Annotated in this window: 22 protein-coding genes; 7 read left to right on the top strand and 15 right to left on the bottom strand. The window is 52.8% G+C overall.

Annotated features, from left to right (window positions below; genetic code table 11):
- Window positions 1-65: 65 nt before the first annotated feature.
- Window positions 66-566, bottom strand: a complete 501-nt coding sequence (gene cpxP, locus OGV93_RS00365) for a cell-envelope stress modulator CpxP (protein ID WP_016155211.1) — start codon at window positions 564-566, stop codon at window positions 66-68.
- A 150-nt stretch (window positions 567-716) separates the two neighbouring features.
- Between cpxP and cpxR the strand changes: the two genes are divergently transcribed.
- Both cpxR and cpxA read left to right on the top strand, forming a co-directional pair.
- Entirely contained in the window at window positions 717-1,415 is a 699-nt protein-coding gene (cpxR, locus tag OGV93_RS00360) for an envelope stress response regulator transcription factor CpxR (protein WP_006686193.1), read from the top strand.
- Window positions 1,412-2,785: an envelope stress sensor histidine kinase CpxA gene (gene cpxA, locus OGV93_RS00355; protein WP_016155210.1), complete on the top strand. Its 1,374-nt coding sequence runs from the start codon at window positions 1,412-1,414 to the stop codon at window positions 2,783-2,785. The genes cpxR and cpxA overlap by 4 nt, the downstream gene beginning before the upstream one ends.
- A 40-nt stretch (window positions 2,786-2,825) precedes the next feature.
- Here cpxA and OGV93_RS00350 read toward each other — a convergent pair whose 3' ends face one another.
- From OGV93_RS00350 to yiiM, 4 genes are all read right to left on the bottom strand, one after another.
- Window positions 2,826-4,076 carry an MFS transporter gene (locus OGV93_RS00350; RefSeq protein ID WP_101700791.1) on the bottom strand — a complete coding sequence of 417 codons (1,251 nt, stop codon included), beginning with the start codon at window positions 4,074-4,076 and terminating at the stop codon, window positions 2,826-2,828.
- Window positions 4,077-4,194: 118 nt separating this feature from the next.
- Window positions 4,195-5,151, bottom strand: coding sequence for a sugar phosphate isomerase/epimerase family protein (locus OGV93_RS00345; RefSeq protein WP_049040558.1), 957 nt, complete (start codon window positions 5,149-5,151; stop codon window positions 4,195-4,197).
- 8 nt (window positions 5,152-5,159) lie between these two features.
- Window positions 5,160-5,864 carry a GntR family transcriptional regulator gene (locus OGV93_RS00340; protein ID WP_019077919.1) on the bottom strand — a complete coding sequence of 235 codons (705 nt, stop codon included), beginning with the start codon at window positions 5,862-5,864 and terminating at the stop codon, window positions 5,160-5,162.
- 228 nt (window positions 5,865-6,092) lie between these two features.
- Window positions 6,093-6,767, bottom strand: coding sequence for a 6-hydroxyaminopurine reductase (gene yiiM / locus OGV93_RS00335; RefSeq protein ID WP_101700774.1), 675 nt, complete (start codon window positions 6,765-6,767; stop codon window positions 6,093-6,095).
- Window positions 6,768-6,919: 152 nt separating this feature from the next.
- On the opposite strand from yiiM, the gene OGV93_RS00330 reads away from it, so the two are divergent.
- Entirely contained in the window at window positions 6,920-7,816 is an 897-nt protein-coding gene (locus OGV93_RS00330; RefSeq protein ID WP_016155205.1) for a dihydrodipicolinate synthase family protein, read from the top strand.
- Window positions 7,817-7,857: 41 nt separating this feature from the next.
- On the opposite strand, the gene kdgT is transcribed toward OGV93_RS00330, so the two are convergent.
- Together kdgT and sodA are read right to left on the bottom strand one after the other, a co-directional pair.
- Window positions 7,858-8,841 (bottom strand): 2-keto-3-deoxygluconate transporter, encoded by a 984-nt coding sequence (gene kdgT / locus OGV93_RS00325; RefSeq protein ID WP_016155204.1) that lies wholly within the window; start codon window positions 8,839-8,841, stop codon window positions 7,858-7,860.
- A 235-nt stretch (window positions 8,842-9,076) separates the two neighbouring features.
- Window positions 9,077-9,697: a superoxide dismutase [Mn] gene (sodA, locus tag OGV93_RS00320; RefSeq protein WP_016155203.1), complete on the bottom strand. Its 621-nt coding sequence runs from the start codon at window positions 9,695-9,697 to the stop codon at window positions 9,077-9,079.
- A 255-nt stretch (window positions 9,698-9,952) separates the two neighbouring features.
- Between sodA and OGV93_RS00315 the strand changes: the two genes are divergently transcribed.
- Both OGV93_RS00315 and rhaT read left to right on the top strand, forming a co-directional pair.
- On the top strand, window positions 9,953-11,374 hold the full coding sequence (locus OGV93_RS00315; protein WP_019077921.1) for an L-fucose/L-arabinose isomerase family protein: 1,422 nt from the start codon (window positions 9,953-9,955) through the stop codon (window positions 11,372-11,374).
- A gap of 201 nt (window positions 11,375-11,575) precedes the next feature.
- Complete coding sequence (gene rhaT / locus OGV93_RS00310; RefSeq protein WP_016157897.1) at window positions 11,576-12,610, top strand: L-rhamnose/proton symporter RhaT; 1,035 nt, start codon at window positions 11,576-11,578, stop codon at window positions 12,608-12,610.
- Window positions 12,611-12,729: 119 nt separating this feature from the next.
- On the opposite strand, the gene OGV93_RS00305 is transcribed toward rhaT, so the two are convergent.
- The 8 genes from OGV93_RS00305 to rhaS all read right to left on the bottom strand — a co-directional run bounded on the left by OGV93_RS00305 (window position 12,730) and on the right by rhaS (window position 22,923).
- Window positions 12,730-13,908 carry an MFS transporter gene (locus OGV93_RS00305; protein ID WP_103928811.1) on the bottom strand — a complete coding sequence of 393 codons (1,179 nt, stop codon included), beginning with the start codon at window positions 13,906-13,908 and terminating at the stop codon, window positions 12,730-12,732.
- A 3-nt stretch (window positions 13,909-13,911) separates the two neighbouring features.
- Window positions 13,912-16,401 (bottom strand): phosphoenolpyruvate--protein phosphotransferase, encoded by a 2,490-nt coding sequence (ptsP, locus tag OGV93_RS00300; RefSeq protein ID WP_287109296.1) that lies wholly within the window; start codon window positions 16,399-16,401, stop codon window positions 13,912-13,914.
- 4 nt (window positions 16,402-16,405) lie between these two features.
- A complete protein-coding gene (locus OGV93_RS00295; protein ID WP_103928809.1) occupies window positions 16,406-18,997 on the bottom strand; it encodes a glycoside hydrolase family 38 N-terminal domain-containing protein in 2,592 nt (863 codons plus the stop codon).
- 87 nt (window positions 18,998-19,084) lie between these two features.
- Complete coding sequence (locus OGV93_RS00290; protein WP_047415600.1) at window positions 19,085-20,200, bottom strand: PTS fructose transporter subunit IIC; 1,116 nt, start codon at window positions 20,198-20,200, stop codon at window positions 19,085-19,087.
- The gene (locus OGV93_RS00285) at window positions 20,193-20,507 is read right to left on the bottom strand and encodes a PTS fructose transporter subunit IIB (protein ID WP_049269670.1); all 315 of its coding nucleotides are present in this window, start codon (window positions 20,505-20,507) and stop codon (window positions 20,193-20,195) included. The genes OGV93_RS00290 and OGV93_RS00285 overlap by 8 nt, the downstream gene beginning before the upstream one ends.
- Window positions 20,437-20,898 carry a hypothetical protein gene (locus OGV93_RS00280; protein WP_146086839.1) on the bottom strand — a complete coding sequence of 154 codons (462 nt, stop codon included), beginning with the start codon at window positions 20,896-20,898 and terminating at the stop codon, window positions 20,437-20,439. The genes OGV93_RS00285 and OGV93_RS00280 overlap by 71 nt, the downstream gene beginning before the upstream one ends.
- Before the next feature lie 222 nt (window positions 20,899-21,120).
- The gene (gene rhaR / locus OGV93_RS00275; RefSeq protein WP_016157891.1) at window positions 21,121-21,969 is read right to left on the bottom strand and encodes an HTH-type transcriptional activator RhaR; all 849 of its coding nucleotides are present in this window, start codon (window positions 21,967-21,969) and stop codon (window positions 21,121-21,123) included.
- A gap of 105 nt (window positions 21,970-22,074) precedes the next feature.
- Complete coding sequence (gene rhaS / locus OGV93_RS00270; RefSeq protein ID WP_016157890.1) at window positions 22,075-22,923, bottom strand: HTH-type transcriptional activator RhaS; 849 nt, start codon at window positions 22,921-22,923, stop codon at window positions 22,075-22,077.
- Window positions 22,924-23,223: 300 nt separating this feature from the next.
- Here rhaS and rhaB point away from each other — a divergent pair, with 300 nt between their 5' ends.
- Window positions 23,224-24,693: a rhamnulokinase gene (gene rhaB / locus OGV93_RS00265; protein ID WP_016155199.1), complete on the top strand. Its 1,470-nt coding sequence runs from the start codon at window positions 23,224-23,226 to the stop codon at window positions 24,691-24,693.
- Window positions 24,690-25,949, top strand: coding sequence for an L-rhamnose isomerase (gene rhaA / locus OGV93_RS00260; protein WP_019077926.1), 1,260 nt, complete (start codon window positions 24,690-24,692; stop codon window positions 25,947-25,949). The genes rhaB and rhaA overlap by 4 nt, the downstream gene beginning before the upstream one ends.
- Window positions 25,950-26,075 lie beyond the last annotated feature (126 nt).

Below are 26,075 nucleotides of genomic sequence, written 5' to 3'. Positions count from 1 at the left end.
AAAAAAACCCCCACATCATGTGGGGGAAGACAGGGATGGTGTCTATGGCAAGGAAAACAGGGTTACTACTGGGAACGTGAGTTGCTACTACTCAATAAATTCAACGATGAGCTTTTTTTCCAGTGCGCTACGTCGCGCAGTTGCTCCATTCGTTGTTCATGTCTCTCATTTAAAACCGCTTGCTGCTCGGGCGTTAACAGGCGATACATCTGGTTGCGAACCTTGGCTATTTCAACCTGGCGGGCAACCTGTTCTTGCGCCATTCTTTCTGCCTGAGCGCGCACAGCGCGTTCATCAAATTTCTCTGCGGTGACAAGGCGATGCATTGTCTCCATTTCACTAACATTAACAGGAGGCTGTTCGTGTCTTGCCTGCTGCATTAAATCTCGCATCTGTTGACGTTGATGTTCGGTTAAACTGATACCGTCGAACATGTGGCTCTGAACGCTGCGTTGCGCGGAGCCTTCACCCAGGTGCCAGTGATCGCCTGTGACGACTTCAGCTGCATGGCTTAAAGTACTCAGTGCCAGCGTTGAGGCCATGACGGCAGCGGTAACTTTGCCCATCACTTGCTCCCAAAATCTTTTCTGTCGCGATTCAACGAGAGACAGTTTACGATTCGGGCTGCAAACATGCGTCAGGGGGTGTAAAACAACGTAAAGTCATAGATTAGCGACGCCTGATGACGTAATTTCTGCCTCGGAGGTACGTAAACAATGAATAAAATCCTGTTAGTTGATGATGACCGAGAGCTGACTTCCCTGTTAAAGGAGTTGCTCGAAATGGAAGGTTTCGATGTGCTGGTTGCCTATGATGGGGAACAGGCGCTTGAGCTTCTGGATGACAGCATCGATTTACTTTTGCTCGACGTCATGATGCCGAAGAAAAATGGCATTGATACGCTGAAAGCACTTCGTCAGACACACCAGACACCCGTAATCATGCTGACCGCTCGCGGCAGCGAATTGGATCGCGTACTTGGCCTTGAGCTGGGCGCGGACGACTATTTACCCAAACCGTTTAACGACCGTGAACTGGTCGCGCGCATCCGCGCTATTTTGCGTCGCTCACACTGGAGCGAACAGCAGCAGAACAGCGACAACGGTTCGCCGACTCTGGAAGTGGATGCGTTAAGCCTTAATCCGGGTCGCCAGGAAGCCAGCTTTGACGGGCAAACCCTGGAATTAACCGGCACCGAATTCACCCTGCTCTATTTGCTGGCACAGCATCTCGGTCAGGTGGTTTCGCGTGAACACCTGAGCCAGGAAGTGCTGGGCAAACGCCTGACACCTTTCGATCGCGCGATCGACATGCATATCTCGAACCTGCGTCGTAAGCTGCCAGAACGTAAAGACGGACACCCGTGGTTTAAAACCCTGCGCGGTCGCGGCTACCTGATGGTCTCCGCTTCATGATAGGGAGCTTAACCGCGCGCATCTTTGCCATCTTCTGGTTGACGCTGGCACTGGTGTTGATGTTGGTACTGATGTTACCCAAGCTTGATTCACGCCAGATGACCGAGCTACTGGACAGCGAGCAGCGCCAGGGGTTGATGATTGAGCAACACGTTGAAGCTGAACTGGCGAACGATCCACCCAACGATTTGATGTGGTGGCGTCGCTTGTTTCGGGCGATAGACAAGTGGGCGCCGCCAGGACAGCGGTTATTGCTTGTTACGACGGAAGGACGCGTGATCGGCGCAGAACGCAACGAAATGCAGATCATTCGTAACTTTATTGGTCAGGCCGATAACGCCGACCATCCGCAAAAGAAAAAATACGGTCGCGTTGAGATGGTCGGGCCTTTCTCCGTCAGAGACGGCGAAGATAACTACCAGCTGTATCTCATTCGACCTGCCAGCAGCTCACAATCTGACTTTATCAATCTGCTGTTCGACCGACCGCTGTTGTTGCTGATTGTCACCATGTTAGTCAGCTCTCCGCTATTGCTCTGGCTTGCCTGGAGTCTGGCGAAACCGGCGCGTAAGTTGAAAAACGCGGCGGATGAGGTGGCCCAGGGCAACCTGCGCCAGCATCCGGAACTGGAAGCCGGTCCGCAGGAATTTCTGGCGGCAGGCGCCAGCTTTAACCAGATGGTGACGGCGCTGGAGCGAATGATGACCTCGCAGCAACGCCTGCTGTCGGACATCTCTCACGAGTTGAGAACGCCGTTGACGCGTCTGCAGTTGGGCACCGCGCTGCTGCGCCGTCGTAGCGGTGAAAGCAAAGAGCTGGAGCGTATTGAAACAGAAGCTCATCGACTGGACAGCATGATCAACGACCTGCTGGTGATGTCACGCAATCAGCAGAAAAACGCGCTGGTCAGTGAAACGGTGAAAGCCAATCAGCTGTGGGGCGAAGTGCTGGATAACGCCGCCTTTGAAGCCGAGCAGATGGGTAAATCACTCACGGTGAATTTCCCGCCGGGTCCGTGGCCACTGTACGGCAACCCAAATGCGCTGGAAAGCGCGCTGGAAAACATTGTGCGCAATGCCCTGCGTTATTCACACACGCAGATTGAAGTTGGCTTCGCGGTGGATATCGATGGGATTACCATCACCGTCGACGACGATGGCCCGGGCGTTAGCCCTGAAGACCGAGAACAGATTTTCCGTCCGTTCTATCGTACCGATGAGGCGCGCGATCGCGAGTCTGGCGGAACAGGTCTGGGTCTGGCGATTGTTGAAACCGCAATCCAACAGCATCGTGGCTGGGTGAAAGCCGAAGACAGCCCGCTGGGTGGTTTACGGCTGGTAATTTGGTTGCCGCTGTATAAACGCGCTTAACAGGCTTCCCCGGTAACGTAATGCCGGGGAAGTTCTCACATTATGCTGCCACAGTCGCAGCCGCTAGCTTTTGCTTTTTAATCCGCTTCACCAGAATGGTCGAACAGATAAAGCCCATTAAGCTGAACGCAATCATCACGCTAAAGACATAGTTATAGCCCGTGATGCCGCTATTGGTATCCAGTAAATAACCGTATAACGTATACGCAAACATGGCGGGCATATAACCGATGATACAGCCAAATGCCATCGCCGAACCGGCATATTCACGCGGGGTACCAATCTCATCCATTGGTGCAAAGAAAATGGCGCGCTGTGAGAAAATAATCGCCCCAAATCCAAGCGTCGCCGCCATACCGATATACACATTCATCGTTTGATGTGGCAACAGCATAAAAACAACCATAGCAGCAGCAGAGATCAGAAACGTCCACTTCAGGTAAATCGTAGGTGATTTAGCAACCTTATCCGCCAGCAGCCCACCAATCGGCCCTCCCACCATTTTCAATGCATACTGGTTGATGATGCCGTACGCGCCGACGAGCGCTACCGGCAGCATGTAGATATCTTTTAAGAATGGGATGAAGTAAGTCAGGCCACAGTACGCGGCATAAACAAAGAAAATCCCTAAAGAAGCCAGCCAGACGTTAGGGCAGGACAACACATGTTTGATACCCTTTAAGACTTCCATGTTGGCACTGGTTTTCTCGCCGCCTTTCACTTTGTCATCATCGACAATAAAGTACGTCACAATACCTGCCGCAAGCGTAATGACCGTATAAAACAACAGACCCGCCTGCATCCCCGCTTTACCTTCACCAAACTGGACGAAAACAAACAGAGCGCCAGAAGCGACGATAACATCCACCACGCCACGTCCGGCTTCTAAAAAGCCAAACATGCGCCCTTGTTCTTCTTGCGTACCTAGCAGACGCACAGCTTTCAATAACACCGGCCAATAAACCACATCGGCAAAGAACGCCATTGCGGCAAAGCAAATAAGATAACCGGTAAATGACGGTAGCGTCGCCAAATATAAACCGCATAGCCCAACGCCGATCAGACCAAATGGTAATAATATTTTCTTGGAATAACGGTCTGCGATATAGAGCGACAGAAAAAGCCCGGTTGTCTGAACAATCGTATAAACAGTAAAACTTAAACCAATTTGCGTATTGGTTAAACCCCAGTCACTTTGCATTGGCACATAGAAAACGTCTTTCATACTTGAAAGTTTGAATATTGTGCCGCCGCCTAAAATTAAAAAACAGAGCCTTGCCCATTTGTTCATGAACATAATTAAACCCTCATTGCTTGTTGAGAGAAATATTTAAATTAAATCATATAACTAATAAATTAAGAGAGTTATTTTCATAACCCTTTTCGCATTTAATAATATTAAAAGAAGTTTATTTATTACTTGTAAACTTGTCGCATAAATCACGGATATACTTTATTTGAGCAAGAGCATGTTCTTTTTCCTGCGCCAGTCGCGCATCAATCATGTTACTGTCGGGCAGCGGCGTATAGCTTGCATCGCGCCATGGGATCCAGGGATTATCACCTTCATCATCAAAACGAAATGCCGGAGCATAATATTCAACTTCCTCTTCCAGACCAAAAGCATTTACTTGCGGCTTGTCCTCACCTAAAAGTAATAATGCCTTAAGCATCTCTTCCATTGGTAAATCACCGTATCCTGAACGACAAGCCTCATGCCCCCAGCCTTTACCTTCTTTAATAATTTTTGCGTCTTTGATATGCACCTGAGTGATTAGAGGGGACATAACTTCTAACGCAGAAAGCGGCTGCTCATTGGCGTTAATCATGTTGCCAAAATCAAAAAGAATAGAGAGATTCTTCATTCCACTATTATTAACCAGCGTCACCAGTTCATGGCCTTGCAGATCTTCATGCTGTTCGATAGTAAAGCTTAGTCCGCAATCGTCATACTGAGACAACCACGCAATATCATTGGCAATCTTTGCCATGACATCGTTGAGATGTCCTTCATAGCGGGGGTAGAAACGTACTGAAGTTGCGCCAGTTGCCACAGCAATACGGATCGCATCCGTCAATGTCACCTTGTCCGATGCGCTCGTTTCAATATGTACATCGAGGTTATATTTTTTGGCCTTTTCTTTAAAATCGTGCAACTGCCGATCGTTTAGTTTCTGCAGCGATTGGGACTCACCATCCTCAACATGTATTTTCACTCCCTTTAATTGTTGCTGATGCGCAATATCCAGAAGATCGCCCGGAAGGACTCTCTCATAGCGCATATTCAGATGAAAGGCATAAGCATGTAGGTACAGTGGTATATTTCTCGCACGTTCAGCGAGAAGTTCTTGGTTGCATTTTCCCATTATTTTTCTCATTCATCACGAATAACAAGTTCCACAGATTCAAGTCGCCAGTATTCAAAATCAACCTGAACCACTTTTTTATCTCGGGTAGCCCGATGTTTTTCTACTAAAATTCCATAAGTATTAGGCGCAACGCCCAACTCTTTGCAGGCCACTTCTGGCATATTGACCGGTTTAAAAATCATTTCTTTGATATTTAAAGCATGACCAAACGCATCTTCCCAGACGCTGGCAAAAGACTGATTGCCCAATTTGTTAATGAATCCTGGCGCAACATCAGCATCAATATAGGACTCATGGTAAAACACTTTATGCGAATCAAGACCACACCAACCGGTAACTAAATAGCGATCACCGGAGGAGAGAAAAACATCATCAACATGGTGCGGAACCGTCGCAATCGTTTCTTTGGTTAAATACCCCCAAAAAGGCTTGCGCCCCTGAGCACAGGCTTCAGCATTAAAGCTGGAAAGTGATTTGGGATTATAAATAAATCGCTTCGATGAAATAAACCAACCACTGCGGTTCTTTCGGAAGATACGCGCATCGATCTCAAGCTCAATCAGAACCTGACGTAAGGTCATGCGCTTCGCATCCAGCAACTCACATAACTCTCTCTCCGAAGGCAATTTAGAGCCCGCTGGCAAATTATTCTCGTTTAACCAGCTTTCAAAGCGCTCTCTAAGCACATCAACATTGTTTTTCTTTTTCATCTTGCTCATCTGGTTTAAACCAATTTAAAGCTAAGATATTTGAGTGCAGGAAATACTCAAGTTTTTTTTCAACGCAGAGTTTCTTTTTGTGGGCCAGGTATCAAGAATGGACTGAAAACATGGCGTGACAAGCAGGTTTTTTAACCCGCCTTAGTATGCAGAGATAAGAACCACGAGAAAGGCAAATCAGGTGTTACCACCTGATTTAATTGCATGGCCAGAATGGCTTTATTTTCCCCACAAACGGCAGGAATTGTCTTCGATCTTGCCGCTTAAACGACGCTTTTGCATCGTTCTGGTCCAGCTTTTCGATAACCCGGCAGCCGAGAGTAAACGGTGATATTGTGAGTCATCAAACGGCATATGCCAGGCAATGGCAATCGCCTCCCGCACGCTGACGTCGCTGACGCGTGAAGCCAGGATCAACGGCGCGTCCGCCGACACCTGGCCTGGAGCGATGACGCTGCACAACCAGCCCGTCTTGCCTGCATCCTGCATCTGGCTAGCCATATCGCTGATGCCAAAATGGAAATTCAGCTTAAAGCACGGCGAGCGCGGCTGCGTGACCTGAATCAGCGCATCTCCCCACTGGAAAATGTCGCCAATAAATACATTCTCTTCCGTTAGCCCCTGAGTAGAGAGATTCTCGCCAAACGCGGGCGCGACAAAGAGCTCTGCCTGCTCCGGAAACTCTTGTCTCCAGTGCTGATAGTGTTCACGCGGATAGTGGCACAGCGCGCGATCCGGCCCACCGTGAATTTTCGTTTCCGCCTGTTCATCACCCGTCAGCCCCAGTTCGGTCAGCATCAGCTCGCCGTCAACCTGGACCTTAGCAATCGCGCTGGGACGGCTTCCCGTGTAGTCCCGAACCTTGCCTGTAAAAACATCGACCGGATATCGCATCTGTTCCCTCTCCCGATAAATTTCCCCCATTACACCACATTTATTTTACCCCAGTCGCTCAAAATGAGAGCACGGTTCACATGAAACTTAGGGACACATGCTATCAATGTAATCTGGTTTTGAAACATCATTTCAAATAAGGAGTCAACAACGTGACTGGTCAATCGCAATTTGCTGGCGTCTGGTGTCCTTCCATTACGCCAATGGATAATGACGGCAAGATCGATCTTAACGGTCTAAGCCAGCATCTCAAACGCCTTACCGAGGCCAAAATCGACGTGATTTTGCTGATGGGTAGCATCGGGGAATTTGCCTCCTTTACGCTCGAAGAAAAGCTGTTACTAATCCGCGAGGCCCGCGCTATGAGCTCGCTGAAGATGGTCGCCAACGTCTCATCCACCTGCCAGAATGATGTGCTGTTGATGGCGCAGGAAGCGTATCGCGCCGATTACGATGCCGTGATGATCCTGCCGCCTTACTACTATGGGCAAACGGCAAAACAGCTGCTGAGCTACTTCCGTCAGTTGGGGCAGAAGCTCAGCGGTAAATGGTTTGCCTATAACTTTCCGGCGCGCACTGGCTGCGATTTAACACCTGAACTGGTTGCCACCCTCGCCGCCGAGTTCCCCAACTTCGCAGGCATTAAAGATACCGTCGACTGCCAGTCCCATACTCGCAGTATGATCCAGACCACCCGCGCCGTACGGGAGGATTTTGCCGTGTTGTCCGGCTATGACGAATACTACATTCCTAACCTGCTGGCAGGCGGCGCGGGGGTAATTTCAGGATTAAACAACGTCATGCCTGAACTGTTTGTCAGCGCACGGGAAGCATTTAAACAGGGCGACCTGACAGCACTTCGCGACATTCAGGACCAGATTGGCACCTACATGTCCATCTACGCCATCGGCGAAGATTTCGTCACCACCATCAAAACCGTGGTATCGCGTAAGTTTGGCTATTGCACCGGCGTGTCACGAAATGCCGGCGGAGAGTTGAACGAGGGTGAGTGTCGGACCATCGATGAGGTATTTGTCGTCAAAGCGTAAATCGTTAAGCCGGATGGAACAGACCATCCGGCAAAAGAGGCTTACTTCACGGCGCTACGAATATCAATTTCCGCCGCCCTGGCTTTAACTCTTTTCGACCAGATGGAAGTGATAATCGGCACCAGAATGGAGGTCACAATCACCGACGTGGCGACAAGGGAAGTTGCTGCCGGCGCCATCGGTTTAAATGCCGGAACCATTTCAGCAATCAGCACTGGCGTAGCGACCGCCGCACCAGCTGAGCTGGAGGCCGCAATCCCCGCTGTGCCATCGCCGCCTCCAATCAGTTTATCGGCGATAATCAATGGAATACCGGTAATAATAATTACCGCCACGCCCAGCAAAATACCCAGTACACCGGTCTGCGCAATCACGCTCAAATCAATGGTGTTACCAAGCGCGAAGGCAAAGAAAGGAATCAATGTCTGCACCGCTTTGCTGAAGAACTCCCGCAGCTCAGGGTCCAGATTTCCCAGCGCAAAGCCAATCAGGAACGGTAATACGGCCCCCACAAACACGTGTGGTTCAAACGAAGCGATCCCGGCGGTTCCCAGAATCACCATAGTCATCAGCGGGCCAGACTCCAGCGACATCAGGACAAACGCCCCGGCCTCTTCTTTGGTGCCGTACTGCTGCATAATCGAGGCATACAGCCCGCCGTTGGTCATATCCATGGCGGCCACCAGCGCCAGCGTAGACAAGCCGGCGAAGAAACCAACTTCTACACCATGTTCCGGCAGAATACGTGAAGCAATCGCCGCGACCACCCACGCTACCAGGATCTTGGTTATGACCAGCGTGCCTGATTTACGCAGCACGGTACCGGTGGCGCTTAGCTTGATCGACGCCCCCATACAAAAGAACCAGACCGCCAGAATAGGCACCGTACCGGTGATCATACCGTTGGTAAAGGAGCCGAAGTATTTCCCGGCGCCGGGGGAAAAGGTGTGACACAACGCGCCCAAAAAAAGCGGCACCAGCATCATGCCGCCTGGGATTTTCTCTATCGTTCGTTTGATCTGCATTTCCATCACCTGTAGACATAAAAATGGGGCAATTTTTATGGGCGATTGCATCTTGCTTATGAGATGCGCCCGTCTTGATGAAACGAAGATAGACATTCATAGAGACTATAAAAGTGATCCCACTCGCATAATAAAACCTTGTTTCAATTTAAGTGGATCATTGTTTTTATATTGATTTTGATCACAAAAAAACCCCCACAAGCATCGCTTGCAGGGGCTTACTAAAGCATAGAACTTATTTTTTCGCTGCGAAACGCGCGGCAGCTTCGTCCCAGTTCACCACGTTCCAGAACTCTTTGATGTAGTCCGGGCGGCGGTTCTGGAATTTCAGGTAGTAAGCGTGTTCCCAAACGTCCAGGCCCACGATCGGGAAGCCGGAAGCGCCAGAGATAGCTTCACCCATCAGCGGGGAATCCTGGTTAGCAGTGGAAACAACAGCCAGTTTGTCACCTTTCAGAACCAGCCACGCCCAGCCGGAACCAAAACGGGTTGCCGCAGCTTTTTCAAATTCAGCTTTGAAGTTGTCCACGGAGCCGAAGTCACGTTCGATAGCCGCTTTCAGGTCGCCCTGCAGCGTAGTACCGGTTTTCAGACCTTTCCAGAACAGGCTGTGGTTAGCGTGGCCGCCCGCGTTGTTACGCAGTACGGTTTTCTTGTCTGCTGGCAGTTGATCCAGTTTGGTGATCAGCTCTTCAACAGGCAGGCTCGCGAATTCAGGCAAGCTTTCCAGCGCAGCGTTAGCGTTGTTTACGTAAGCCTGGTGGTGTTTGGTATGGTGGATTTCCATCGTCTGCTTATCAAAGTGCGGTTCAAGGGCATCATAAGCGTACGGCAGGGATGGCAGTGTATAACTCATAATCATCTCCAGTATTGTCGGGCGGCCAGTGTTAACGCCGCGTAAGCAGTTGGGTCATTATAGTTAATTAAATGATATTGAAAATGATTATCAATGCCGTACTTTTTACATGGCTATTATGAGGTAAAAGTGTGAGCATCACTGGGAAAATCAGGCTGATTTTGCCAATCTGAGTAGAAAATAGGCAGCGACATGAAGGACATGGGAGATAAAGCACGACATAGTCTGAAGATTATCTCACAAGGAAATATTGCTATGTCTGTCAACATCGCCCTTTTTGGTATCGGCCTCGACACATACTGGCCCCAGTTTACAGGCCTGGAGTCACGTCTTCAGGGCTATCTGCAATCAATTGATGAGCGCCTGACGGCGCAACAAGCCAGCGTGATTAATGGCGGTCTGATTGATAACGTCGATAAAGCCGATGCCCTTATCAGACGGTTGCAGCAACAGCCGGTCGATGCTGTCTGTCTTTACATCAGCACCTATGCGCTCAGCTCAACGGTGCTACCGCTTGTGCAGAGTATCAATAAACCGGTCATTATTCTGGCCCTACAGCCAGAGCCAGGGCTGCCTTATTCAACAATCCGTCAAATTCCCGATCGGGGAGGTCGTACTGGAGAGTGGCTGGCGCACTGTCAGGCCTGCAGCGCCCCCGAACTGGCAAACGTGTTTAACCGTGCGAATATCCGCTTTCAGTTAATTGTTGGCGCATTACAGGGCGATGAGTATGTCTGGCAACAAACGGCGCAGTGGCTACAGGCACTTAACGCTCGTCAAATGCTGGCAAATTGTCAGGTCGGCGTCCTCGGGCACTATTATGACGGCATGGTAGACGTTTACAGCAATATGACGAACTTGTCCGCCAAAATGGGCGTACGCTTTAAGCCATTGGAAATGTGTGAGTTGGCGGAATATCGCGAGCAGGTCAGCGAGGCAGACCTCAATGCCAAACGACAGGAAATGCACCGTGTACTTCAGTTGGATGCGGCATGCGAACCTGCAGAGCTCAACCGCGCACTCACCACTGCCTGCGCCATGGATAAACTAATTGCCCAGAATAAACTCGGTGCACTAGCCTATTATTATGAAGGCCGTAACGGCAACGCTTACGAGAACATCATCACCTCAATCATTCTCGGCAACACGCTGCTTACCCACCGTGGTATTCCCGTAGCGGGAGAATATGAAATCAAAAATGTGCTGGCGATGAAAATTCAGCAACTTCTGGGGGCTGGCGGTTCATTCTCAGAACCATATGGCATTGAATTTAATGATGATGCTGTTTTGTGGGGACATGACGGTCCGGCACACCCGCTGATGGCGGATGGTCCGGTGAGTCTGGTGCCGCTGCCGGTTTATCATGGTAAACCCGGTAAAGGTGTATCTATCCAGATGACCGTAAAATCAGGTCCGGTGACCTTTCTTTCGGTAATTGAAGATGCCGAAAACGGGGTGCGTTTACAGTATGCCGAAGGTGAAGCTGTGCCAGGTGAAGTCCTGGATATTGGCAACACCAATAGCCGCTATCGCTTCCCGTTATCAGCTCGCGAGTTCACCACGCAATGGTGCATGGGCGGCCCAGCTCATCATTGCAGCATTGGCCTGGGACACCATGGCGAGGCACTGGAAAAACTCGCCTGGCTACTGGGTATTCAGGCAGTAAGAATTTGCTAATCCTCTATATTTCCGCCCTTCTCAAAAAAGAGGGGCGGAGCCGCATTTGTGATCAATATCCCTTTCATCCCCTGAATTTTGCCAGCATTACTGATCACACGGCAGCATGCTGAAGGTTAATCTATTGCTCACTCTTTAGACTTTTGAACATCAAAACGGGTGTTTTCATCCTGCCAAATCGATAATTCAAAAGGAAACAGAATGGGTAACGCAATTACGATGGGGATAATATGGCATCTAATCGGTGCCGCTAGTGCCGCTTGTTTCTATGCCCCTTTTAAAAAGGTACAACACTGGTCCTGGGAAACCATGTGGTCTATAGGTGGTTTTGTTTCATGGCTGATCCTTCCCTGGCTCGTCAGCGCGATCCTTCTGCCGGACTTCTGGGCCTATTACAGTTCATTCAGTGCGTCCACCCTGCTGCCGGTATTTTTATTCGGTGCCATGTGGGGGATTGGTAATATCAACTATGGCCTGACTATGCGCTATCTCGGTATGTCGATGGGGATCGGGATCGCTATCGGCATTACGCTAATTGTTGGTACCTTAATGACGCCAATCATTGCCGGTAAATTTGACGTGCTCATTGGCACACCAGGCGGACGTATGACCCTGCTCGGCGTGCTGGTTGCCCTGATCGGAGTGGCGATTGTCACCCGCGCCGGACAGTTAAAAGAGCGCAAGATGGGCATCAAAGCCGAAGAGTTCAATCTGAAAAAAGGTCTGATACTGGCGGTGATGTGCGGCTTTTTCTCCGCGGGGATGTCCTTTGCCATGGATGCGGCTAAACCAATGCACGAAGCCGCTGCAACACTCGGTATCGATCCGCTGTATGTCGCCCTGCCAAGCTACGTAGTCATCATGGGCGGTGGTGCGGTGATCAATCTGGGATACTGCTTCATTCGTCTGGCAAAAATGAAAAACCTGTCAGTAAAGGCCGACTTCTCTTTAGCAAAACCGCTGATTATCAGCAATATCCTGTTTTCTGCGCTTGCTGGCCTGATGTGGTATCTCCAGTTCTTCTTTTACGCCTGGGGCCATGCCAAAATTCCAGCACAGTATGACTACATGAGCTGGATGCTGCACATGAGCTTCTACGTCCTGTGCGGCGGTATCGTGGGCCTGATCATGAAAGAGTGGAGCAATGCAGGGAGACGTCCGGTCAGCGTGCTAAGTCTTGGCTGCGTAGTGATCATTGTCGCGGCAAACATTGTTGGTCTGGGAATGGCCAGCTAACGACACAACTCCCGACGACGATGACGCCACTGCGCTGGCGTCATCCCAATTTTACGGTTAAATACCACCGAAAATCAGTTTTCGTTGTACTACCTTAAATTAACCAAATAATGATGGCGTTACTCACAAAATACCTCCGTTCGAGCGTATAGCTTAAATCCGTTCAGCAATAAAAACAGATACCCGATAACCGGCACCCAAAAGCTCAAACGCAGGCCAAAAGCATCAATAACCATCCCCTGGATAAAGGGCAGCACCCCGCCGCCAATGCCCGCCATAATCAAGCAAGCAGAAATAGATGCCGCATAGCGATCAAGGCCGGAGAGCGTGCGAGAGAAAATAATGGGATACATCACCGAGTTCATGAGCCCCGTCGCCAGCAGGCAATAGCCGCCAAAACGGTTAGCGAAAACTATCGCGGCAACGGTTAGTAGTACCGCTCCCGAAGAACACAGGCAAAACAACAACTGAGGTCGGCAACAGTGAGCCAGCAAGCCATACAAAAACCGACCCGCTAATGCACCGCCCCAATACAACGCGATAAAGGAGGTCGCTTGTGCAAGCGAAAACCCGCCCAAAGACGGGTCGTGTAGATAGCTGAGAGCCGTAGTACCCATGCTGACTTCCACGCCAACGTAAACAAGAATGCCACTCACCCCAGTACGAAACTGCGCATAGCGCCTGAGCGCACGAATCGCAGAAAAAATATTCTCGTGCGCGTCACGAAAATCAGCAATTGAAAAACGGTATAACGCAACCAGCAGAATGCCTCCCACCAGCATCAAACCGAGATACATCCCTGGAACTGAAATGACAGAGCCAGCCAGAACAACCGCCAGGACGACAGGCGCCAGCGCCGCCCCGAGGGAGTTGATGGACGACGCCAGACTGAGGCGTCCAGCCGCACTTTGCGCCTCGCCAAGCCGATTAACATAAGGGTTTGCGACCACCTGCATCGCCGCAACCCCCATCGCCACAATGAAAATCCCCACCAGGCAACCGGCAAATGATGCCAGCCAGAGCGATACGGCAATCACCACCGAACCACTTGCGGCAAGTATCAACGCCAGTAAGAGTGCGCTGCGATACCCTAAACGCGCCATCCAGCCTGAACACGGTAAACAAATCACAAACGGTGCGAGATAAAACGCCACATTTACCAACATCGAGTCTCGCCATGAAAGCGAAAAAACTTGCCGGAAAAAGGGAATCGTGGCGCTATTAATTGCCGTCAGGACGCCCCAGTAAAAAAAGACAGACGACAGCATAATGAACGCCCGGCGAGGATTCTGTACCATGATTTATCCCGCCATTTCCTGTGCCAGATGCACGGCGACATCCTGCGGCGACATGCTGCCAAGCAACTGCTCACGGAACTCCACATGCATCAACTGACGCGCCAGACGGGAGAAGATTTTCATATGATCGCCCTTCTCCTGCTCACTCACCGTCAGCATGATAACCAGCGAGACATCCACCTCGTCGCTCCACGCCAGCGGCTCACTCAAACGCATCACCGACACGCTACTGTGCGCGACCGCCGCCGATTTGCAGTGCGGAAGCGCAATTGCAAATCCTAATGCGGTAGAGAAAATCGCTTCACGCTGCCAAATAGCCTCTTCAACGGCTGAGCCGGAAAAGACCCGCTGTTCGACCTCCAGATTATCGGTGAGCACCTTAATCGCTTCCGCTTTACGGGTAATCGCCTGATCGAGCAGGATCAGGGCGGGATCAAACACGGGTTTTGCTTGCGCCGCCACCTGTTGCGAAAGTAGTACCGCCACGTCCTGACCACTTTCACAGGCTAATGCCCGTTCCAGCGTCTGCTCGCTGTGCGCGAGGGTTAAGGTCATTAAGCGCGCCTTTGCTGGCGCAATACGGCTTGAGGACATGCTGATCTGTCGTAAACCAACGCCCAACAGTAGCGCCAGCGCCGACGGGTCGCCGCCCATCTCGCCGCACAGGCTGATCTCAATACCGGCCCGCTGCGCGCGCGCCGTCATCTCCTTCAGTAACTGTAAAAACGCGGGGTCAAAATAATTGTAGAGATGTCGAACCTGCGCGTTGCCCCGGTCGCAGGCCAGGAAGTATTGCGTCAGGTCGTTGCTGCCAATCGAAACAAAGTCGATATACGCGGCGGCTTTCTCCAGCAGATAAAGCACCGATGGCACTTCCGCCATAATACCCAGCGACCACTGCCCAACCGCCGCCCCCTCGGCCAGCAGTTGCGCCGCTGTTTGCTGGAACTGTTCACGCAGCCACTTCACCTCAGCAAGCGTAGTCAACATCGGCGCCATAATGTGCAACGGTCCGGCGGCGCTGGCACGCAGTAGCGCACGTATCTGAGGACGGAAAATCGACATAAATTCGGGATACAGGCGGATGCCACGCCAGCCAAGAAACGGGTTTTCCTCCAGCGGCATCGCCAGATAGTCACAGGGTTTATCACCACCAATATCCAGCGTACGGATCACCACTTTACGCCCCCGCGCCTGTTCCAGCACGTGACGATAGGCCTGGTACTGCTCCTCCTCGTCAGGCGGCGCGGCTCGCTCACAGAACAGCATTTCAGTGCGGAACAGACCAATCCCCTCCGCCCCGGCGGCAAATGCCGCTTCCGCTTCCGCCGCCAGCGCGATATTCGCCAGTACCGTCACCCGTTCGCCCTCCTGCGTCGCCCCAGGGCATTGAATAAGCGGCTGTAAACGCGCTTCAAGGCGCTGACGTTTGTCCTCTTCCAGTTGATACCACCGCAGAGCCTGCTCATCCGGCGACACCACCACCACCCCGTGGCGAGTGTCGAGCAGCAGCGCTTCACCACCGCGAATACGCCCCGCTTCCGCCGCCTCTACGCTCAGCAGCGGAACCCCAAACGATCGCGCCAGAATGACGGTATGTGATGTTTCCCCGCCCGCGCCCATCACCACACCTTTCAGATGCGGACCGCGCAGCGCCAGAAACTGGCCTGGCGTTATGGGAAACGGACTGATAACGATGGTGTCTTGCGACAATGCCGTTTGCGGCATCAGCGGCTGCGCGGTGAGATGCGCCGCCAGACGCAGGCCCAAATCCTGTAAATCCAGCACCCGCTGTTGTAGGTAAACGCTGCGACTTTCGCGCAGCGGCGCGCTCAGTTCATCCAGCGCCATCGCCAATGCTGCCAGCGCATTGCGCGCTGTACGGTCGGTAAGTAGCGAGGTTTCGAAGAGCGCATCGTCCAGCAGTTTGACATGAGCCTGTAGCACAGACGCGGCTTCTCCCTGTGTATGCGGTAATGCGTCGTGAAGCTCGCGGCGTACTTGCTCAAGTGCCGCCGTCAGCGCGGCTCGCTGTACAGCCGGCGCCGCCACCGCCTCTTGTTCTGCCAATTGATACAGATCCGGCACGCCCAGATGCATTGCCATCCCTTGCGCCAGCCCAGCGCTCACGCCGTTACCGCGCACCCACTCCGCACGGGTCTGCGCCAGAAAAACCGGCAGAGGTTGCTCCACCCGTTCCGGCGTCCGGGCAACGGGTTCGTCACACGCGGCAAACTCTTGCCTCACAAACTGAGTCAGCGCCTGATGCGCGGCAGATTCATCCTCGCCCTCAATCACCAGTTCACACGGGTCCTGATACAAAATATCGGTCCCAATCATCGCCAACACGCTACGGGCATCGGCCTGACGCTGGTTACGCAGATTGCCTATTTGAACGCGAGCCTGAAATGCGCTGACGCGCTGCTCTAACGCACTGGCGGGGCGGGCATGTAGACCATTAGGCAACGGGCAGGTAAAACGAATGTTTAACACAATATTATCCTCTGGCTGCGGGCGTAATACGCCATGAGATCGGCGTGCAGGCCGGTATCGTTTCATACGATGAGTTCAGCGATTTTTCCGCCAGCGTAACTTCGCACACTGTCGCATCAGCGACCGGCGTTGAGCTGATCTGCGGCTGCGAGCCGGGGTTCCAGCCGCGTAAAATCAGCGCATCTTCACGTTGCGCTTTTTTCAAGGTGCTGAAATGGAGTGGTGTCTCCCAGTGCAGCAGGCTGTAGGCTGTCGGGAATGTCAGCGCGTGTGGATTGGTTTTAAAACGCGCCCAGCCGGAATCCAGCCAGCCAACTGGCGGTGTGCGCCAGGCTTCGACTTCACGCCAGAAGTTCGGGCTTTCACCATCGCACAACGGGATGAGCGCGAAGCGGGCGCTAAATTCGCCTGGGATCTGTGAGTCTGGGGAAGGCAACGCCATACCGGATGCGCGTCCCGGACGCCACGGCATACCGGCACGTCCCAGCCAACCCACGCTACGCAGTAGCGTAATGGCGATAACCGATGGGCGTTCTGCGGGAATTTCATATTCTCGCAGCCCATCCGTCACCACACTGATGCCCTGCTTGCCATCATGCATCATTACCAGACTTTGCATTGGCCACAGCGATGCCGGGGCTTCACCCCAATTTTCCTGCTGCCAGACATCCAGCGTGGCCGGTCGGTTGGCGCGACGAATGAGACCAAACGGTTGATCGGCAAAATGGACATCGGTAAAGACATCAGCAGGAATTTCCACCTGTAAACGATGATCGTGCAAGGTGTTGTTGACGCTAACCTGGAGGTCCAGCGTCGGGCGCTGGTGATCCAGCATGACCACCATGCTGACATCCAGTCGTGCATTACAACGGTGCTCCTGCCTGTCGGCCAGCGTGTGCGGTGCTGCGATAGACCAGCTTAGCGACAACGTGTCCACCAGCGCGCCGCGCTGCCAGTCGGCGTGAAGCAGCGCCCCTGCGCCGGTAACGCGCCAGTCATCCTCTGGTGGAGAATAGTTATAGGTGTCACCGGCATCGCCGCCGTCCACCAGTTGAATAAGGTTCTCCCAGCGCTTACCGCTGCGCTTATCGACCAGAACAACCTGTTCGCCTTCCAGCGTCAGGCGTAACCACGGGTTCTCCAGCGCCTCTTCTGTCGAGGACGGCACAGCAAATCCGGGGGCGCACTCATCTTGCAGATACAGGGTGGTATAGCCGCAGGCGGGGAGCGATGCGACCTCCAGTAAAATATCGCACCGCCGATAGAAGACGGGATCGGGGCTATTGGACAGTTCCTGAACAATGACGGACATATCTTGCGATGTCTCACGCATAATCTGCCAGCGACAGGGTTGTCCCTGCTCGTCAACAATGCGGAACGCCTCACCGGGTAGGTAGAGCGTCAGCGCCACCAGGCCATCGCGCACCGACGGCAGCGCGTTAAAGACGATGATTTTTTTACCCTGTTGCTGCGCCGTAATGCCGTTTGCCAACATCTGCATATTCAGCTCGTACAGGCGCTCGGCTTTTTCCTGACCCGAGAGCAAACGCGCCTTAACCATTGCATTCACGCGATCGGCGTTACACCCACCGATACTATCGTGAGCGTGGGATTTCATCGCCTCGCGCCATATTGTCTCAATGGCACGCTGCGGATAGGGCAACCCCAGCGTCCAGGCCATACTCAGCAACGGTTCTAGCTGACGGCTGACGAAGTTCTCCAGCCGGACGTTGGCCTGTTTAATATCCATGCGGGTAGAAAAAATACCGCGATGGATACGCATATATTTCGGGCTTAGCAGTTCGCCCTCAAAGATCGCCAGCGGCGTATCCGCCAGCGCGGCAAAGTAACGGCTAAAGTCGCTGCGAATAAAGCGGTACGCCGTTTGTTCCTGATTCAGCGTGTCGAGCATTGCCGGAACGCCGTACTCAAACGGTGACTGATCGTTACCGTTCGGCAGTAGTAGCTGCGTACTGCGGCTAAATGCCGCCTGCTTTTCCATAACCGCAGAGAGGCGCGGCCAGGCCTGGTTGGCATCCGTCGGCAGCCACTTAGCGCACCCATAACCCTGCGGTAATACTGCCGTCGTCACAACGCTGCCCCCCTGGCTTCGCCAGCGGAACTCGGTAAACGGCGTGTCGTACTCGCTCCAGCCGCGCCAGATAATCGCGTGGTCGATGGCAAACTGATTAAGGAACATGGGCAACTGTGCGCTCTGGCCAAACGAGTCCGGCACATAACCGACCGCCATTCTCGGCCCTATCTCGTCACAGTCAGCCTGCCCCAGCAGCAGATTGCGGGTGATGGACTCAGCGCCAACCACCAAAAAATCGGTCTGTGTATACCAGGGACCGATTAACAAACGTCCGGCTTTCACCAGCGCCTGCACGCGTTCGCGGTTTTCTGGTGCCAGTTGGAAATAATCCTCCAGCACCACCGTTTGGCCATCAAGCATAAATGGACCTAATGATTCATCCGCTTCAAGATGTTGAATAAGATCCGCCATAAAATAATAAAGCAGAGCCTGGGAATCATTCTCCGTAAAATACCATTCACGATCCCAGTGCGTATGCTGAATTAAATGAACCGTTTTCATTTCGTTTATTCCTGTTTTAAGGCGTAGGTAACCCGCACGGATATTTACCCGCGCTAAACATAGGGAAATATTAATTCAGTAGTACGTCTAACGGCTGGCTTTAAATTTCGGCGCCACCGTCTCTTTTCTCACCTCAGGCGTGGCTGTCGGGCCACGGAATATCAACAGTGAGCCGCAGGCGATAATCGCCGAGCCGCAGACAATTGAGAGCACATAAATCGGCCATTTTTCTACCGCCAGCCAGCCGTAAAAACCGGAGATCGGCGCATGGTTTACCGCCCCTAATCCTACCGCCATCGCCGCCCCCACCGCCGAGCCAATCACGTTGACGACAATAATTCTTGGATTTGACAGCGCAAACGGAATGGCGCCTTCAGAAACACCAATCAGCCCCATCAACGTAGAGGCTTTACCCGCCTCACGCAGGGATTCCGGGAAACGTGACGACCACAGCAGCGTAGCGACACCCAGACCAATTGGCGGCACGATAATCGCCACCTGCGCGGCGGTGTTTGGGTCATAAATACCGGAGGCCAGTAACGCCATTGCCGTCGTCACCGCCGCCTTGTTAATCGGGCCGCCGAGATCAAACCCAACCATGCCGCCAATGACCGCCGCCAGCAGCACTTTGTTCGTGCCGGACATGGATAACAGCCAGCTTTCCATGCCGTGATTCAACGCCGCCAGCGGCGTACCGATAATAAATGCCATCACCACGCATGTCAGCAGCGTACCGCCGACTGGCAGAATGAAAATAGGCACAGCAGAGGAGAGCGCCTTCGGCAATTTGATGTAGCGGTTCAGGGCGCGAACGATATAGCCCGCGACAAAACCGGCCGCCAGCGCGCCGAGAAAACCCGTTCCCAGGTTACTCGCCAGCAGTCCGCCAATCATCCCCGGCGCAAGACCCGGTTTGTTCGCCAGCGCAAAGCTGATATAGCCGGCCACCACCGGCAACATCAGGGACAGCGCCAGCCCGCCGAAACCATCAAATTTGTGCAGCAACTGCACCACCATGCCGGCCTGCTCGTAGCTGGCATCCCAGATGTTATCAATACCGTAGAGAGAAGCGCCGATACGGGCGATCCCCATTAGCACCGCTCCAGCAATGACAAACGGCAGCATCCATGAAACGCCGGTCATAATGGCGTTCTTGACCTCTATCCCGGTAGACGGTTTGTCTCCCCCCTGAAACTTAGCCATTTGCAACCTCCTGCTCAACTGCTTCAAACACCGCATCGCCAAATTTGATGGGATCAGAGACGCTGCATTCGAGCTTCACCATGCCATCGAAACGCTCTTTCCCGCTAATCGCAACGTCGGCAGCAATGATGACCGCGTCAGCGCGCGCCAGATCCTCTGGCGTAATTTCATTCTCAGCGCCAATGCTCCCCTGCGTTTCCACTTTAACTTCATGCCCACGGCTTTTTCCCGTGATTTCAAGCGATTCCGCAGCCATGTAGGTATGAGCAACGCCGGTCGGACAAGCTGCAACACAAACAATGTACATAATGATTCCTCATAGATTCAGGCAATAAAAAAAGCACAATGGCGAAAGTGCGCATTGTGCTTTGTGTAGGACTAACAAATTGATAAACCTGGCTTTCACCGTCAGCGCCGCTGGCATGGCGGCAAACTAACAGTTGGTGCAGGCTGGAGATACGGAAACTGAAGGCCAGCTCATCACGTTTGCGACGGCACAGCAGCGCCTGCGGGAAATGCAGGCCAAAACGGGCAGGACGATGACAGCGTTGACGTACGCTCGCGCCGATAGCTTCGCTGGCGCAGTCCCACAGGCTGGACCATTCGCGCGCCATTTGCGTATCCATACACTCCTGCTCGGCGATATCATTTTCAGCCAGATCGTTAACGGAATTAAACCAGCAAAAATAATCAAGCATACGTTTAATTTTGCGATCGCAAGATAGCAAAATTAAAAGCAGACTTTTGATGATTATTGAGTTGGTCAACACAAACGTTACTCCGATAAATAAGTTTGCTGAGAATAAAACAAAAATAAAAGAGCAACTGTGATTTATTGCACAGAGCATTCACTCATTATGTCTGATTTAGTCTGAATATGTATCAAAACGCCACTGCAATATATAAACCACATTTATATATTATGGTGTCACCCGACTACGATGGCGCCATTGCCCTGGCGTCATCCCGACTTCGCGGTTAAATACCACCGAAAAATAGTTACTGTCTTCAAAACCGCACTGCATAGCAACTTCACCAATCAGCTTTTCAGTATGCGATAACAGGTACTGAGCATGGCAAATGCGCAGTTGCCGCAGGTAATGGTTGATCGTCATCCCGGTCTGGCTGCGGAACTGCTGGCGCAAAACGCGTTCGCTGCACCGTTCACGCTCGCAAAACGTATCCAGTTCGAACGCATGCTCATGGCTACCGGCTAACGCGGTGATCAGTTTATCCAGCAGCGTTTCACTTGACGTCGCCGGGAGCGTATCCGTGGCATAACGATGACGTTTAAGGTGAGTTACCAGTTGACCAAACAGCAGCTCAGCCATGGTAAAGGCCTGCGCATCGCGCTGATTACTTTCATGCTCAAGCTGGCTTATCACCTGTCTGGCCTGGGTCATGCCAACGCTGCCAAGTCGCCAGTGCGGCTGCCTTGGCGTACCGTCAAATCCGGGGATCGCCCCTTGCCAGTCAACATTCAGCGTTAACCGCTCTGGGCAGTAGATGATATTTTGCAACACAAGGTCGTTAACGGAGGTGTAGGAGTGTTTATCTTCGGCGCGAATGTAAAACAGATCGCCGCGGGTTATCCGGTACGGACGATCGTTAAGGACATGCAGACCATTGCCGCGCCAGACCAGAACCAGCTCGCAAAACTCGTGGGTATGCTCAGCAAAGACATCCTGCGGATAACGATCGGCCACGGCGACAGCCTGCTGCTCATGCGCAAAAAAGTCTGATTTCGAAAGAACCAGATGATTCGCCATCACATCACCTCAACCTGTACGCTTGCCGGATAAGCGCAGCGCATCCGGCATGAAAGGGTATGATTATCAGCAAACGGACGGTAAAAAACGTTGATAGCTTTCGCGTTACTGAAGGCTGCTTCCCGCTATAAGGTCACGCCCCTGACGAATATCGCGTGGCGACCACTCGAACTCACGGCGAAAAAGCGTCGAAAAGTGGTTACTGTCACCGAAACCGCAGAGATAAGCGATATCAGTCACGCTGTCATCACTGTGGCGGAGCAGATGTCGGGCTTTAATCAGTCGCAGACGGTTAAGGTAGCGCTGCGGCGTCAATCCTGTTTGCTGTTTAAGCTGGCGATGCAGAGTGCGTAAAGAGAGCGAAAACTTCTCGGCCAGCGCCTCCCAACACACCTCTTCGGCAAAGTTATCCTCCAGCCATGCCATCAAAAGGTTAAGCCGCGCATCGTTATCGGTCGCCGCTTCCATCAGGCTGCTTTTACGCAGCAGTACCAGCAACTGCATAAACAAGATCTCGCGATTTGCCGCCGTGGGCGTATCCATCTCCTCGCCGAGCGTCTCCATCTGCCCCACCAGGTGACGAACCTGCTGCAGTACGCCCTGGTTTACGCGCCAGTGGGAGGGATACTGCCCATTTTGTTCCTGAGGCAAAAGCTGATTCAGCCCGGCCAGAAATTGAAACGCATCCGGAGAGCGATACAAAACATTGGTCAGACACAGATTGTCAGTATGTTCATATAAATGCCTGTCATGATCGCGGACGAAACACACCGTACCACCGCTGATGGTGTAAGGCTGTCCGTTGAACACATGGATCCCCGTTCCATGTTCGACCACCACAATTTCATGAAAATCATGATGATGTTCAGGAAACGCGGGCTGAGGAAGCCGCGGTTCAATAGCCACAGGCGCTTTACCTGTCGGAAAAAAATCCACGCAATGCAGTACGGTCATGACGGCTCCCCCTGATTAACGAATATGGCTGAATAGTAATTAAGGGTTCCTACCCTCACCTTAATTTTTTGACGCCAAAGTGCGTAAACACGGTTAATTCTTCAAGAAATGACAGGAAAGATCGGGAAATGCGGAAGGCGTCACATCCGCCAAAATCCGCGCTATTAGTGGAAACTGTGAACAACATCACGTTCACCTTTGCCATGTTGCCAGCCGCTAATTGGGGCTGTCACTGTCAAGAAGGTACGCTTTATTCGGGGTTCTTAGACTGAGTGCAATAAAACTCAGAAGGACCTCGCCATGACTTTTCGCCATTGTGTCGCTGTCGATCTCGGCGCATCCAGTGGGCGCGTAATGCTCGCACGTTACGACAGTAAACACCGCACCCTGACGCTGCGTGAAATCCACCGCTTCGTTAACTGTCTGCAAAAAACGGACGGTTTTGACACCTGGGACATCGACAGCCTGGAAAACGACATTCGCCTTGGACTGAAAAAAGTCTGTGATGAAGGCATTCGGATAGACAGCATTGGCATTGATACCTGGGGCGTGGATTACGTATTGATCGATAACGCCGGCCAACGTGTTGGTCTGCCGGTCTCTTACCGTGACAGCCGCACGACCGGCATTATGTCACAGGCGATGGCGCAGCCAGGTAAAGGTGAAATCTACCGCCGTAGCGGCATTCAGTTTCTGCCGTTTAACACCTTGTATCAGCTACGTGCGCTGGTTGAACAGCAGCCAGAACTGCTTGCGCAGGTGGCACATGCCCTGCTGATCCCCGACTACTTCAGCTTTCGCCTGACCGGCAAATTGAACTGGGAATACACCAACGCCACCACCACCCAGTTAGTCAATATCAACACCGACGACTGGGATGACACGCTGCTGGCGTGGACCGGGGCAGACAAAGCCTGGTTTGGTCGCCCGACGCATCCGGGGAACGTCATTGGTCACTGGATTTGCCCGCAGAAAAACCAAATTCCGGTTGTGGCCGTCGCCAGTCACGACACCGCCAGCGCGGTCATCGCTTCACCGCTGGCCGATAAAAATAGTGCGTATCTCTCTTCCGGTACCTGGTCGCTGATGGGCTTTGAGAGCAGAACGCCGTATACCAACGATGCGGCGCTGGCGGCGAACATCACCAACGAAGGGGGCGCGGAAGGGCGCTACCGCGTACTGAAAAACATCATGGGACTGTGGCTGCTCCAGCGCGTTTTAAAAGAGCGCCAGATTACCGACCTGCCAACGCTTATTGCCCAAACGCAAGCGCTGCCGGCCTGCCAATTCCTGATAAACCCGAACGACGATCGCTTTATCAACCCCGACGATATGAGCGCGGAAATTCAGGCGGCCTGTCGTGAATCGGGTCAACCCGTTCCCCAGCAAAATGCCGAACTGGCGCGCTGTATCTTCGACAGCCTGGCATTGCTATACGCTGACATTCTGCAAGAACTGGCACAACTGCGTGGTGCAGCATTTAGCCAACTGCACATCGTTGGCGGCGGCTGCCAGAACGCCCTACTGAACCAGCTGTGCGCGGATGCCTGCGGCATTCGCGTGATGTCCGGGCCGATTGAGGCCTCCACGCTCGGCAATATCGGCATCCAGTTGATGACGCTGGACGAGCTTAACAACGTCGATGATTTCCGTCAGGTGGTGCGTGCCAACTACGACCTGACCACCTTCATTCCAAATCCTGAAAGTGAAATTGCCCGCTACCAGGCGCAGTTTCCATCACTACGACAGACAAAGGAGCTTTGCGCATGACCACTCAACTTGAACAAGCCTGGGAACTGGCAAAACTGCGTTTCGCCGCGGTAGGCATTGATGTCGAGGCGGCCTTACGCCAGCTCGATCGTCTGCCGGTCTCCATGCACTGCTGGCAAGGCGATGATGTCGCCGGTTTCGAGAATCCGGAAGGCTCGCTCACAGGCGGTATTCAGGCTACCGGCAACTATCCGGGCAAAGCGCGTAACGCCACCGAACTGCGCGCCGATCTGGAGCAGGCGCTGAGCCTGATCCCAGGTCCAAAACGTCTGAATTTGCACGCGATCTATCTGGAGTCCGATACGCCGGTTGCCCGCGACCAAATCAAACCTGAACATTTTAAAAACTGGGTCGAGTGGGCGAAAGCAAACCAGTTAGGGCTGGATTTCAACCCCTCCTGCTTCTCTCACCCGCTGAGCGCCGACGGCTTCACGCTGGCCCACGCCGATGACACCATTCGCCAGTTTTGGATTGACCACTGCAAAGCCAGCCGTCGCGTCTCAGCGTATTTTGGCGAGCAGTTGGGTACGCCATCGGTGATGAATATCTGGATCCCGGATGGCATGAAAGACATTACCGTTGACCGGTTAGCACCGCGCCAACGTCTGCTTGAAGCACTGGATGAAGTGATCAGCGAAAAACTCGACCCGGCGCACCATATCGACGCCGTCGAGAGCAAGCTGTTTGGCATCGGCGCCGAAAGCTACACCGTGGGCTCCAACGAGTTCTATATGGGTTACGCCACCAGCCGTCAAACCGCGCTGTGCCTGGATGCGGGTCACTTCCATCCGACTGAAGTGATTTCCGACAAAATCTCCGCCGCCATGCTGTACGTACCGCGTCTGCTGCTGCACGTCAGCCGTCCGGTGCGCTGGGACAGCGATCACGTGGTGCTGCTGGATGACGAAACGCAGGCGATTGCCAGCGAGATCGTCCGCCACAACCTGTTTGACCGCGTACACATCGGCCTCGACTTCTTCGACGCCTCTATTAACCGCATCGCCGCGTGGGTTATCGGCACTCGCAATATGAAAAAAGCCCTGCTGCGCGCGCTGTTAGAACCGACCGAACAACTGCGTCAGCTTGAAGCCAGCGGCGACTACACCGCACGTCTGGCCTTGCTGGAAGAGCAAAAATCGCTGCCGTGGCAGGCCGTCTGGGAGATGTACTGCCAGCGTCACGACACGCCAGCAGGAAGTCAGTGGCTGGACAGCGTGCGCGCCTATGAGAAAGAGATTTTGAGCAAACGTAGCTAACCGTGACACCAGGCTTACAGGCCGGATAAGACGCCCCACGTCGCTATCCGGCAATGAATGAAAGACGATTGCCGGATGGATCTTCGCTTATCCGGCCTACGTAAGACCCGATAACGATCGGGCAAT

Source organism: Citrobacter sp. Cb031 (assembly GCF_030336725.1).
In the GTDB taxonomy this organism is placed as follows: Bacteria; Pseudomonadota; Gammaproteobacteria; order Enterobacterales; family Enterobacteriaceae; genus Citrobacter; species Citrobacter braakii.
The sequence above is the reverse complement of the archived record's forward strand: the minus strand, read 5'-3'. Positions and strand labels throughout refer to the sequence as shown.